Source organism: Pseudomonas sp. MYb118 (genome assembly GCF_040947875.1).
Classification (GTDB): Bacteria; Pseudomonadota; Gammaproteobacteria; order Pseudomonadales; family Pseudomonadaceae; genus Aquipseudomonas.
In genome coordinates this window covers 646,606-658,563 of the sequence record NZ_JBFRXN010000004.1, presented here as the reverse complement: position 1 = coordinate 658,563, position 11,958 = coordinate 646,606, and the positions used below count along the sequence as shown (strand labels likewise).

Genomic DNA, 11,958 nt, shown 5'->3' with positions numbered 1-11,958 from the left:
TCAGCTCCACGCAGGCGGGCGAACCATGGTCCGCCCGCCCATTGACTCACTTTACCTGGCGCCGCCAGCGACGCTCACCGGCACCCATTGATTGGCCTTGACCTGATACACAGTGAAGGTCGGATTGCGCAGGTTGCCCTGGGCATCGAAAGCGATGGTCCCGGTCACGCCCGGATAGCTGATCGCTCGCAGCACCGGCAGGTATTTCTGCGGGTCGGTCGAGTCAGCTTTTTCAATGGCCGCCACCAGCACGCCGACGCCGTCATAGGCGAACGGCGCGTGCAGTTCGATCGGTGCCTTGAAGCGCTGCTGATAGGCCTGGTCGAACGCCTGGCCACCGGGCATCTGCGCGACCGCCAGCCCCGGTTCCAGGGCGATCACGCCCTCGCCTTCGTTTTGCGCCAGTTGCAGGAACGTCTGGCTGACGAAACCGCCCGCCCCCATCAGCGGCGCCTTGATCCCAAGCTGCTTGATGCGACGGGCCAGAGGTGCGGCCTGGGCGTCCACGCCACCGAAGAAAATCAGGTCCGGGTTCTGGCTGCGGATATTGGTCAGTACCGCGCTGAAGTCGATGGTCTTGTCGTCGACGTACTCACGGGAGACCACCTTGGCACCGCCTGCCTCGATCGACTTGACGAACTGATCCGCCAGCCCCTGGCCGAACGCGGTGCGGTCATCAATCACCGCGATGCGCTTGGCCTTGAGGGTTTGCAGGGCGTAATCGCCGGCTACCTGGCCACCGTCATCGTCGTGACCCATGATGCGAAAACTGGTGTCGAAACCCTGCTGGGTATAGGCATGACCGGTGGCGACCGGCGCCACCTGGGCGATGCCGGCATCGTGATAAACCCTGGCTGCCGGAATACTGGTGCCGGTGTTCCAATGGCCGACGACACCGACCACGCCGGCGTCCACCAGGCGCTGGGCCACCGATACCGCCGTGCGCGGATCGGACTGGTCGTCCTCGGAAACCAGCTTGAACGTCACCGCCTCGCCGTTGATTTTCGGATGCTGGGCGTTGGCGCGGTCGATGGCCAGTTGCGCACCGTTTTCCAGGTCCTTGCCGATCCGTGCCGACGGGCCGGTCAGTGGGCCGGCCAGGCCGATCAGCACTTGCTGGTCAGCCTGGGCCACGGCACTGGCAAGGCTGCCAAGCGCCACACCGAGCAATGCAACACGTTTGAAAGGGGCAGAAGTTTTCATCGGTATTTCCTGTTTCTCAGAGGCCTCTTGGCCTGTACGGGCTGGTCGAAACACGCCGGGCGTCCGGTGGCGTCAGTGGTTGATTCATTCACCGAGGTAGGCTTCGCGCACCTTGGGATCATTGAGCAAAACCGGTGATTGGCCGCTGTGGCTGATGCGTCCGGTGTCCATCACGTAAGCGCGGTCCGTCACTTGCAGCGCCAGGCGCGCGTTCTGTTCCACCAGCAACAGCGTCATGCCCTGGCGACAGACGTCCTCGATCACCTGGAACAGCTTCTCGACCATGATCGGCGCCAGGCCCATCGAGGGTTCGTCGAGCACCAGCAGGCGCGGCCGGGACAACAGGGCCCGAGCCAGGGCGAGCATTTGCTGTTCGCCGCCGGAAAGCAGGCCGGCGGATTGCTGCAAGCGTTCTTCCAGACGTGGGAAATGCTCGAACAACTGGCGGATTTCGCGGTCGACCTGCTGCCGGTCGCGGCGCAAAAACGCCCCGGCGTGCAGGTTCTCCAACACACTCATGCGGGCAAAGATGCCGCGGCCTTCAGGCACCATGGCGATGCCTGAACGCAGCCGTTCGTGGGCCGGCAAGCCGAGGATCGAGCGCCCGCCGAAATGGATCTGCCCCGCCGCCACCGGCAATAACCCGGTCAACGCCTTGAGGCTGGAACTCTTGCCGGCGCCGTTGGCACCGATCAGTGTCACGCGCTCGCCTTCGGCAACGTGCAGGTCCACGGACTTGACCGCTTCGATGGCGCCATAGCGGACCTTGAGACCTTCGATACGCAGCAGTGGCTCAGACATCGGCGCTGGCTCCCAGGTAGGCTTGAATCACCGCCGGATGGCGGCGCATGTCGGCAGGCGCGCCCTGGGCGATCACCTGGCCGTAATCCAGCACGCTGATGCGATCGCACACGCCCATCACCAGCTTCACGTCGTGCTCGATCAGCAGCAGGCTGTGGCCATCGGCACGGATCTTTTCCAGCAAGCCGCGCAATTGCACTTTCTCGCTGGCATTCATGCCGGCAGCCGGCTCATCCAGCGCCAGCAGCAAGGGTTGCGTGGCCAGGGCACGAGCGATTTCCAGACGGCGCTGGTGGCCGTAGGACAAGCTGTCGGCGCGGTGATCGGCAACGCCGTCGAGGCCAACGTAGCGCAACCACTGATGGGCCAGTTCGCGGGTCTGCGCTTCCTCTTCGCGGGCCCGGCGATGACGACTCAAGGCCGCCCACAAGCCATTGCAGGTGCGCACGTGGCGACCGACCATGACGTTCTCCAGAACGCTCATGCCATTGAACAGGCGAATGTTCTGGAAGGTTCTGGGCAATGCCGGCCTCGGCCACTTCATGCACCGAATTCGGCCGGTAGCTTTTGCCGTTGAGCTGGAAGCGTCCGGCATCGGCGCTGTAGAGCCCGGTCATCACGTTGAAGAAGGTGGTCTTGCCGGCGCCATTCGGGCCTATCAGGCCGTAGATCTCACCGGGCTGGATGCTCAGGCTGACATCGGTCAGCGCGGCGACCCCGCCAAAACGCTTGCTGACGTGCTCGATCTGCAACAACGGCGTGCTCATCGGGCACCTCCGTGACGCGCCGGCCACAAGCCGGCGGGCCGGTAGAGCATCACCAGAATCAGCGCCAGGCCATAAAACAGTTGGCGGATGATTTCCGGGTCGAGCAGCACCTGGCCGAACAGCGCCTGCTGCAACGGCCCCATGGTTGCCCGCAACGCTTCGGGCAGCGCCGCCAGCAGCACGCAACCGAGAATCACGCCGGGCACATGGCCCATGCCGCCAAGGACCACCATCGCCAGCACCGCGATGGATTCGTTGAGCGTGAAGGATTCCGGCGAGACGAAGCCCTGGAACGACGCGAACAACGCGCCGCTGAGGCCGCCGAATGCGGCGCCGATGGCAAAGGCCAGCAACTTCAGGCGTCGGGTGTTGACGCCCATGGCCTCTGCCGCGTCCTCGTCTTCGCGGATCGCCATCCAGGCTCGGCCGATACGCGAATCCTGCAGGCGCAGACAGGCGAACAGAATCAGCAGCACCAGCGCAGCGAACAGGTAGTAGTACAAATACACCGACGGCAGGCGCAGGCCGAAAATCTCCTGGGTCCGGGCCAGGTTCAGCCCCAGCAGGTTCACCGGGTCCACCGAGGAAATCCCCTTGGGGCCATTGGTGAGGTTCACCGGACGGTCGAGGTTGCGCAACAGAATGCGGATGATTTCACCGAAGCCCAGGGTGACGATGGCCAGGTAGTCGCCACGCAGGCGCAGGGTCGGCGCCCCCAGCACCACGCCACAGCCCGCCGCCAGCAACGCCGCCAACGGCAGGATCAGCCAGATGGACGTGTGCAGGCCGCCGGGCAACAACGCCGCCAGCGCAGGAAACTGCAACAGCAGATGTGGCGAGGACAGCAACGCCGCCAGATAAGCCCCCACTGCATAGAAGGCGATGAACCCCATGTCCAGCAGGCCGGCATAGCCCACGACAATGTTCAGGCCCAGGGCGAGCATGATGTACAGCAGGGCGAAATCCAGGGTGCGCACCCAGGTGTTGCCGCCGGCGTGGCCGACCACCCACGGGGCCAGCACCAGCGCCAAAGTGAACAGCAACAGGCCCAGATGCGCGCGTTTGCTGGAAGGAGTCGAGACTGCAATGGAATGAGTCATGCGCGGGTCGCCAGTCGTTCGCCAAGAATCCCCGAAGGGCGCAACACCAGCACCGCAATCAACACGATGAAGGCAAACACGTCCTGATAATTGCTGCCGAACACACCCCCGGTGGCCGCGCCCAGGTAGCCGGTGCCCAGGGCTTCGATCAGCCCCAGCAACAGGCCTCCGAGCATCGCGCCCTTGAGGTTGCCGATGCCGCCCAGCACCGCGGCGGTGAACGCCTTGATACCCGGCAGGAAGCCCATGTAGAAATGCGCGCTGCCGTAGTTGCTGGCCATCAAGATGCCGGCAAGCGCCGCCAGCGCACCGCCGATGGCGAAAGTCAGGACGATGATCCGATTGGGGTTGATGCCCATCAGGCTGGCCACTTGCGGGTTCTCGGCCACCGCCCGCATCGCCCGTCCGAAGCGCGTGCGCTCGACCAGCAGCACCAGGGCCAGCATCACGGCCAGGGCGACCGCGATGGTGGTCAGTGCGGTCAGGTTGGTGATGGCGGCGTGGCCGTCGGCATTGGCGAGTATTTCAATCGGCGCCAGCGGCAGCAGTTGCGGGAACATTTGCGGGTTGCGCGTCCACACCAGCATCGCGGCGGTCTGCAACAGCAGCGAAACGCCGATACCACTGATCAGCGGTGCCAGGCGCGGGGCATTGCGCAAGCGGCGGTAGGCCACGCGCTCGATCAGCATCGCCAGCAACGCACAGAACGCCATGGCGATCAGCGCGGCAAAGCCCAGCACCAGCACGCCAGGCAAGTGCGGCCAGAGTGCCTGCAACAGGCGGATCACCGACAGCCCCACCAGAGCGCCGATCATCAACACGTCACCGTGGGCGAAGTTGATGATCCGCAAAATGCCGTAGACCATGGTGTAGCCCAGCGCGACCAAGGCATAAAGGCTGCCCGACACCAGGCCGTTGAGCAGTTGCTGGATCAAGACATCCATTGAAAGCCGATTACCCCATACACAAGGCCGGCTGCAAAACGTGCCGGCGGAACCCCAGGAACGCGGCACACTAAGTTTTTATTCTATTTTTATCAAATATCAGAAAGTCATATGGTTATTCTAATCGGATAAAGCGCCATAAACGCCATATAGTCGGCATTTACACCACTGTTTAGGCTTGTATTTTTAGTGTTTAATTCAACACATGAATAATTTAGAACAGTTAGCCAATGACCCTCCCCTGCGCGCCGTGCGCACCTTCGAAGCCTTCGCCCGTCATGGCGGCGTGAATGCGGCCGCACGGGAATTGGACGTCTCGCCGTCGGCGGTCAGCCATCAACTGCATTTGCTGGAGAGTTTTCTGCAGCAACCCCTGACCTTGCGCCAGGGGCGTAACCTGATCCTCACCGATGAAGGCCGCGAGTATTACCGCGCGATCCGCTCGGCTTTCGCCGTGTTGCGCAGCGCCACCGAACACGTGCGCGAGAAAAGCGCCACGCGCCAGGTCACCATCAGCCTGATCCCGCTGTTCGGCATCAACCTGTTCATTCCGCGCCTGGCCGAGTTCCTGGGCGCCAACCCGGAACTGGACATCAACATCACCTACGCTAACCACCGCAGCTACCCCAGCGACGCCGCCGACCTGTCGATCCGCTTCGGCACCGGGCACTGGCCGGGTTATCACAGCGAGCCGTTGATCAGCGGCGCGGTCAGTGCTTATTGCAGCCGGGAATTCCTGCAACGGCATGGCCCCATCGAGTCGCCCGAAGCCCTGAGCCGGTTGCCCTTGCTGCACGATGAAGAGCGCGGCACCTGGAGCCAGTGGTTCCAGGCCGCCGGCGTGCAACACGCCAACGCGCTCAACGGTTTGCTGCTCGAAGACGGCCAGCTGGCATTGACCGCCACGCTCACCGGTTTGGGTTGTGCGTTGCTGCGCGAGCCCCTGGTGGCGCCGCATGTCATCACTGGCGAACTGGTGAAGCTGTTCGACCTGGGGGTGGATGACGGTCGCCAGTACTACCTGTGTCGCCGTTCCGGCAGTGAGCTGTCCACCGACGGCGCCAGGCTGCATGAATGGATTCGCCAGCGACTGATGAGCCACTGATCCGGCGGCCGAGCGCAGCAAAAACACGCTCGTGCTCAATTAATGAACAATACGTGACAGCCCGCGCACGCTCTGCTTCTCAGGATATTATCCACAGGTATACCCACTCAATCTGTGGATAGTTCTCACCCGTGGAACGGGTAAACCTTTGGATGATGGCAATGCCTGCCAAAGCATGATTTAGTAACAGGCTGTACACATTCCCTCTGTGTTTTACGCTGCGAGCCTCTCGCCAAGGACGAACAATGATCACCGGTTCAACGTCATCGTATGCGATGTCCACCTACTCCGCTTCGGCTGGCGCCGCCTCCGCCACAGCATCGCAGGGGCGCAATGTGCACAACAGCTCGAAGCCGGACAAGGCGCAGGACACTGATTCGATCACGCTTTCGGACAAGTCCAGCGACTACAGCAAGTCGATCGCCGATAACAAGCCGTACTTCCCCGTCCGCGAAGGCATGAATGCCGATGCGCTGGTGCTGGGTGTCGCCAACCCCGGCGCCGTTTCAAGCTCCAAGGACAAGACCTTCTCCGAAGTGGCCGCCGATGCCCGCAAGCGCATGGATGAAAAATATGCGCTGATGAAAGGCAGCGACAAGCCCTACACCGGCAGCGATGAAGACCGCAACAGCCTGATGGGCGACCTGGACCGGCGCTCGCTGAACGCGGTGGCCACCAACGAAGGCGGCCTGTTCACCGCCGAGGAACAGGCGTCGGCCCAGGCCCTGATGCGTCAACAGGGTCGGCTCGCCACCGGTTATTACAGCGGCCCGGCCGACCAGGAGAAAAACTGGAAAGACCCGTTTGCCAATGATCCTTACGGCCGGGCGAAGGCAGCGCTGGATTTCATGAACAACATGAGTCCGGAAGAAAAAGCCAAGCCTGAGTGGCTGTCGCAGCGCCTGTCCCTGGAAGCGGCACTGAACCAGAGCCAGGGCTCCGAGCTGAACCCGGACAAGAAGAAAACCGGGCACTTCCCCAACCTGGCGGAAATCCTCTCGGGCGCCGTGACCCAGTCCGACGAGGACAAGGACAGCCAGTCGCGGTTTGGCGACCCTTCCGCGCAGATCATGAAGGCCCTCGAAGCGCGCAATGCCTGACGTATCCAGCACGTCTGCCTGAACGCAGCCCGGGTGACCGGGCCGCGTCCTGCCTCTCATCCAATGCTCTGTGTCATCATGCCCTCAACGTTGTCCATTGTGGCTCGCTAACGATGAGGTCTGATTCATGAGCAAAGCGCCCTACGTTCCGCCCAAGGTCTGGAAACACGAAGCCCCGTCTGGTGGCCAGTTCGCCAGCATCAATCGACCGACTGCCGGCCCCACCCATGACAAGGTCCTGCCGGTTGGCAAGCACCCACTGCAACTCTATTCCCTGGCCACGCCTAACGGCGTGAAGGTCACCATCCTGCTCGAAGAGCTGCTGGCCCTCGGGCATACCGGCGCGGAATACGATGCCTGGCTGATCCGTATTGGCGAGGGCGACCAGTTCTCCAGCGGCTTTGTCGAGGTCAACCCGAACTCGAAAATCCCGGCGTTGCTGGACCGCAGCGTGGAGCCGGCGGTCCGCGTGTTCGAGTCAGGTTCGATCCTGTTGTACCTGGCGGAAAAGTTCGGCGCCTTCCTGCCGACCGATCACGCCGGACGCACCGAAACCCTGAACTGGCTGTTCTGGCAGATGGGCTCGGCGCCCTACCTGGGGGGCGGCTTCGGGCATTTCTATGCCTATGCGCCGGAGAAATTCGAATACGCGATCGACCGTTTCACCATGGAAGCCAAGCGTCAGCTGGACGTGCTCGACCAGCGCCTGGCGCAGAACCGCTACCTGGCCGGCGACCACTACACCATCGCCGACATCGCCGTCTGGCCCTGGTACGGCCAACTGGTGCGCAACAACGTGTACTCGGCAGCAGAATTCCTGTCCGCCCACGAGTACCGGCACGTACAGCGCTGGGCCGAAGACATCGCCCAGCGGCCGGCAGTGCTCCGTGGCCAGCGGGTCAACCGCACCTGGGGCGATGAAACGAGCCAGGTACCGGAGCGACATTCGGCTGCGGACCTGGATTGACTCGGGGTGCCTGACACACCGCTATCGCGAGCAGGCTCGCTCCCACAGAACTACACAGTTTCCTGTCTCGCGATGGTTTCCAACGATGACGCCGTACACCTGACACACCGCTATCGCGGGCAAGCCCGCTCCCACAGAACCACACAGTCCCCTGTAGGAGCGAGCATGCTCGCGATGGTCGCCAACGATGACGCAGGACACCTGACACACCGCTATCGCGGGCAAGCCCGGCCCCACAGAACCACACAGTTCCCTGTAGGAGCGAGCTTGCTCGCGATGGTCGTCAACTATGACGCGGGGCATCTGACACACCGCTATCGCGGGCAAGCCCGCTCCTACAGGGGGTGCATCAGCGGGGTTGCCATCAATGCCTGGAGGCTCATCGGTTTGGAGAAGTAGTACCCCTGGGCCTGCCCCGCGCCCATTTCCCGCAGCAGGATCAGTGTCTCTTCATCCTCGACACCTTCGGCCACCACACTCAGGTCCAGGGACTCGGCCATGCGCACGATGGCCCGGACAATGGCGCGGCTGCGGGCGCTGGTGGTCAGTTCGAAGATGAACGACTTGTCGATCTTCAAGCCACTGAACCGATACTGATGCACATAACTCAAGGACGAGAACCCCGCGCCAAAGTCATCGAGCACCACCGACATGCCGTTGTCGGCCAACTGCTGCATGGTCAACCGGGCCATGGCCGGTTCGGCCACCAGCGCCCCTTCGGTCAGTTCCAGGCAGATGCGCGACGGCTCGACCCCATGGGACGCCAGCAGCGCCAGGACATCCCCGGCGAACTCCGGACGGGTCATGCTGTAGCTGGAACAATTGACGTGCACCGGCGGCCAATGGGCGTGCTCGGGCTGGGCGAGGATCACGGCAATGCTGGTGAGCATGTACAGATCCAGCCGCCCGATCAGGCGCAGGCCTTCCACGTCCGGCAGGAATTCGCCCGGCGCCACCACCCGGCCGCCCGGCTGCCGCCAGCGGATCAGCGCTTCGAGGGCCAGCAGTTCGCCGGTCTCGACACTGACGATCGGCTGGAAATACGGCAGCAGTTCGTCATTGCGCTTGAGTGCGTTGCGCAGCGCCCCTTCCCGCTCCATCTGGTCCGAGACCTCGCGGCGCACTTCCTGGTTGAACACCGCGTAGCTGTCGCGCCCGGCGCTCTTGACCCGGTACATCGCCGCATCGGCATCGCGCAGCAGGTCGGCCGGTTCCAGATGGAACTGGCTGTCGGCACTGACGATGCCGATGCTGCACGAAGAAAACACCTCATGGCCATTGATGAAGAACGGCAGGTCGAACGCCACCAGGATGCGTTCGGCGATTTCACTGACTGCCTCCAGTGACGCCTCGGGCGCGAGCACCGCGAACTCGTCGCCCCCCAGGCGCGCCAGCATGTCGGCTTCGCGCAGGCAACTGCGCAGGCGGTGCGCGGCCTGCATCAGCAGCAAATCGCCAAAGTGGTGGCCAAGGCTGTCGTTGACCATCTTGAAGCGGTCGAGGTCGATGAACATCACCGCCAGGTGCCCGCCTTCACGATCGAAGCGGTTCCAGGCCAGGTTGAGTCGCTGTTGCAGGTAAGTCCGGTTGGGCAACCCGGTCAGCGCATCATGGGAGTTTTCGTGGAGCAGCTTGGCGTTGGCGTGATCGAGCTCGCGGGTGCGGTTCTGCACCCGCGCTTCGAGCTTGAGGTTGGCGGCGTGGATCGCCTCGGCGGCAGTACGCCGCGACAGGGCGGTGTCGATATGCCGCGAGACGAACGTCAGCAATTCCTGGTCGCGCTGGGTGTAGCGCACATGCGAGGTGTAGCTCTGCACCGCCAGCACGCCACGCACCGAATCGCCATCGAACAGCGGAATGCCCAGCCACGAGCAGGAGCGCACCGACTCGTCGATCTCGATTTCACCACGTGCCGCCAGGCGGTCGGCATCGTCGGAGTCGATCAGACACGGCCGACGCTGGCGGATCACGTACTCGGTGAAACCGCGATTGCCGCGCCGGGGCGCTGGCGTGTTTTTTTGCCGTTCATCGACGTAATACGGAAAGGTCACTTCCGTGGTGGTGTCGTCGAACAGCGCGATGTAGAAGTTTTTCGCAAACAGCAGGTCGCCGACGATGCCATGCAACGTCTGGAAGAATTCGGCCATGTCACCGGGCTGGCTCGACAGCTCGGCGATCTGGAACAGCGCACTCTGCAAATGCTCGGCACGCTCGCGGTCGGCCACTTCCTGGCGCAAGGCGTCGTTGACCGCCGACAGCTCCAGGGTACGGCGCATCACCGTCTGCTCCAGGTCCTCACGGTGCAGAATCCGGTCCAGCGCCATCGCCACATGCCGCGCCACCACCAGAAACAGCGCACGGTCCTCGGCGCTGTAGGTGCGGGAAACGTCGTAGACCTGCATGGCGAGCATGCCGAACACGTCGTCCGAGGCGTTTTTCAGCGGTGCCCCCATCCAGAATTCCGGACGGTCACCCACGCAGTAAAACCGACCCTCGGCCTGGGCCGCGAGAATGCCGGCGGAGTCGATCAGCAGCGGCTGGCCGGAGGTCAATACCTGGCCGGTCAGCGACAGGTGCGAGGGGTCGAGGTATTCGTAGTTCTCCGACTCCAGGGCGTCCACGTCAATGATGTCGACGTAATACGGGTAGTCGATCTTGTGGGTCAGCGGGTCGTACAACGCGAGGTAAAAGTTCTCGGCGTCGATCAGGCCGGCCAGCAGTTGGTGCACGCCCACCAGGAACACCGAGCGGTCGCGGGTCGAACTGGCCAGATAGGTGATTTCGTACAGCACCCGTTGCGTATTCTGCGCACGGGCCAGGGTATCGGTCTGCAACCGGATGCCCAGGCGCTGGGCAAACTCGGCAAGCGCCGGCTGCGCCGCCTCGTTGAGTGGTGCAAGCAGCCAGCCCAGCTCACTTTCGCCCCGGCCGGTCGGCCAGCGTTGCAGGCGCCAGTTCTGGCAAAAATCGTCGAAGTCTTCATTGGCCACGCTCGAAGGCCACTGCACCCGGGGATCGCCCTGCCCGACCAGATGCATTTGCTCTCCGGCACGGTAAACCACCCACGCGGTGGTATGACCCCAATGGCGAGCCATTTCCAGCAATTGCTCGATCGTGTCCTGGTGGTCAGCGCTGACACTGCCGACAGTAGCCGAATTCCCTTCCAACGCCGAGGCTGCCACGCCTGCGTCATCGGATTGCAGAGGGGAGTCGGTCAATGGACGAAAACTCATCTGCCCTCCCTGAGCCAAAACTGGCGATACCCACTTATCGGATGCTAGCAAAGTGCTGGCGAGCTTCTCGTTTAAAGGTTATCGCAGTATTTATCAATGGATTTATGCGCTTTGCCCTCCAACAAGGGACCGGCAACGGATTATTTGTGAAAAGCTGCCCAGATCGGCGATTTTCCTGCCACGGCCTCCCTCAACCCTTGAGCGCTGCCTCAATCTGCGCAATGTCGATCTTGACCATCGTCATCATGGCCTCGAACGCACGCTTGGCGGCTGCCGGATCAGGGTTGATGATCGCCTGCGACAGGACCCGCGGCGTGATCTGCCAGGACAAGCCCCACTTGTCGCGACACCAGCCGCAAGCGATGGCCTCTCCCCCATTGTTGACAATGGCATCCCACAAACGGTCCGTCTCTGCCTGATCGTCGGTCGCCACCTGGAACGAGAATGCACCGTTGTGCGGGGTGCCGGGACCACCGTTCAGGCCGAGGCACGGCAGGCCCATCACGGTGAATTCGACCGTCAGGACATCGCCCTGCTTGCCCGCAGGATAGTCGCCGGGCGCCTGATGAACGGCATCGACCGAACTGTCCGGAAAGGTTTTTGCATAGAAAGTCGCGGCCTCCAGCGCGTCACGTTCGTACCAGAGGCACAGGGTATTTTTGCTGGCCATTGGGATGCTCTCCGATTTAATGGGGCTGACACATCAGTCTAGCTATGCTTGGTCGAACGGGACGCCAC

General features: G+C 62.8%; 10 protein-coding genes and 1 pseudogene. 3 read left to right on the top strand and 8 right to left on the bottom strand.

Annotated features, from left to right (window positions below; translation table 11 throughout):
• Positions 1 to 51: 51 nt before the first annotated feature.
• The 6 genes and pseudogenes from ABVN20_RS29050 to ABVN20_RS29025 form a co-directional block, all read right to left on the bottom strand.
• Positions 52 to 1,203: a branched-chain amino acid ABC transporter substrate-binding protein gene (locus tag ABVN20_RS29050; protein ID WP_368559223.1), complete on the bottom strand. Its 1,152-nt coding sequence runs from the start codon at positions 1,201 to 1,203 to the stop codon at positions 52 to 54.
• An 84-nt stretch (positions 1,204 to 1,287) separates the two neighbouring features.
• Positions 1,288 to 2,004, bottom strand: coding sequence for an ABC transporter ATP-binding protein (locus tag ABVN20_RS29045; RefSeq protein WP_368559222.1), 717 nt, complete (start codon positions 2,002 to 2,004; stop codon positions 1,288 to 1,290).
• Positions 1,997 to 2,527: an ABC transporter ATP-binding protein gene (locus tag ABVN20_RS29040; RefSeq protein WP_368559430.1), complete on the bottom strand. Its 531-nt coding sequence runs from the start codon at positions 2,525 to 2,527 to the stop codon at positions 1,997 to 1,999. The genes ABVN20_RS29045 and ABVN20_RS29040 overlap by 8 nt, the downstream gene beginning before the upstream one ends.
• An 88-nt stretch (positions 2,528 to 2,615) precedes the next feature.
• Positions 2,616 to 2,771, bottom strand: a pseudogene (locus tag ABVN20_RS29035) (ATP-binding cassette domain-containing protein); the annotation flags it as partial.
• On the bottom strand, positions 2,768 to 3,871 hold the full coding sequence (locus tag ABVN20_RS29030) for a branched-chain amino acid ABC transporter permease (RefSeq protein WP_368559221.1): 1,104 nt from the start codon (positions 3,869 to 3,871) through the stop codon (positions 2,768 to 2,770). The pseudogene ABVN20_RS29035 and the gene ABVN20_RS29030, both read right to left, overlap by 4 nt.
• Positions 3,868 to 4,815: a branched-chain amino acid ABC transporter permease gene (locus ABVN20_RS29025; protein WP_368559219.1), complete on the bottom strand. Its 948-nt coding sequence runs from the start codon at positions 4,813 to 4,815 to the stop codon at positions 3,868 to 3,870. The genes ABVN20_RS29030 and ABVN20_RS29025 overlap by 4 nt, the downstream gene beginning before the upstream one ends.
• Positions 4,816 to 5,020: 205 nt before the next feature.
• Here ABVN20_RS29025 and ABVN20_RS29020 point away from each other — a divergent pair, with 205 nt between their 5' ends.
• The 3 genes from ABVN20_RS29020 (at position 5,021) to yghU (ending at position 7,987) form a co-directional block, all read left to right on the top strand.
• Complete coding sequence (locus ABVN20_RS29020) at positions 5,021 to 5,920, top strand: LysR substrate-binding domain-containing protein (protein ID WP_368559218.1); 900 nt, start codon at positions 5,021 to 5,023, stop codon at positions 5,918 to 5,920.
• A gap of 245 nt (positions 5,921 to 6,165) precedes the next feature.
• Positions 6,166 to 7,020, top strand: a complete 855-nt coding sequence (locus ABVN20_RS29015; RefSeq protein ID WP_368559217.1) for a hypothetical protein — start codon at positions 6,166 to 6,168, stop codon at positions 7,018 to 7,020.
• A 127-nt stretch (positions 7,021 to 7,147) separates the two neighbouring features.
• The gene (yghU, locus tag ABVN20_RS29010) at positions 7,148 to 7,987 is read left to right on the top strand and encodes a glutathione-dependent disulfide-bond oxidoreductase (protein ID WP_368559216.1); all 840 of its coding nucleotides are present in this window, start codon (positions 7,148 to 7,150) and stop codon (positions 7,985 to 7,987) included.
• A 335-nt stretch (positions 7,988 to 8,322) separates the two neighbouring features.
• On the opposite strand, the gene ABVN20_RS29005 is transcribed toward yghU, so the two are convergent.
• Together ABVN20_RS29005 and ABVN20_RS29000 are read right to left on the bottom strand one after the other, a co-directional pair.
• Positions 8,323 to 11,220 carry an EAL domain-containing protein gene (locus tag ABVN20_RS29005; RefSeq protein WP_368559215.1) on the bottom strand — a complete coding sequence of 966 codons (2,898 nt, stop codon included), beginning with the start codon at positions 11,218 to 11,220 and terminating at the stop codon, positions 8,323 to 8,325.
• A 190-nt stretch (positions 11,221 to 11,410) separates the two neighbouring features.
• The gene (locus ABVN20_RS29000; RefSeq protein WP_368559214.1) at positions 11,411 to 11,890 is read right to left on the bottom strand and encodes a VOC family protein; all 480 of its coding nucleotides are present in this window, start codon (positions 11,888 to 11,890) and stop codon (positions 11,411 to 11,413) included.
• Positions 11,891 to 11,958: the final 68 nt, after the last annotated feature.

Coding starts and splice junctions, on each gene's coding strand:
- ABVN20_RS29050 (WP_368559223.1), bottom strand. CDS start 1,203: ATGAAAACTTCTGCCCCTTTCAAACGTGTTGCATTGCTCGGTGTGGCG.
- ABVN20_RS29045 (WP_368559222.1), bottom strand. CDS start 2,004: ATGTCTGAGCCACTGCTGCGTATCGAAGGTCTCAAGGTCCGCTATGGC.
- ABVN20_RS29030 (WP_368559221.1), bottom strand. CDS start 3,871: ATGACTCATTCCATTGCAGTCTCGACTCCTTCCAGCAAACGCGCGCAT.
- ABVN20_RS29025 (WP_368559219.1), bottom strand. CDS start 4,815: ATGGATGTCTTGATCCAGCAACTGCTCAACGGCCTGGTGTCGGGCAGC.
- ABVN20_RS29020 (WP_368559218.1), top strand. CDS start 5,021: ATGAATAATTTAGAACAGTTAGCCAATGACCCTCCCCTGCGCGCCGTG.
- ABVN20_RS29015 (WP_368559217.1), top strand. CDS start 6,166: ATGATCACCGGTTCAACGTCATCGTATGCGATGTCCACCTACTCCGCT.
- yghU (WP_368559216.1), top strand. CDS start 7,148: ATGAGCAAAGCGCCCTACGTTCCGCCCAAGGTCTGGAAACACGAAGCC.
- ABVN20_RS29005 (WP_368559215.1), bottom strand. CDS start 11,220: ATGAGTTTTCGTCCATTGACCGACTCCCCTCTGCAATCCGATGACGCA.
- ABVN20_RS29000 (WP_368559214.1), bottom strand. CDS start 11,890: ATGGCCAGCAAAAATACCCTGTGCCTCTGGTACGAACGTGACGCGCTG.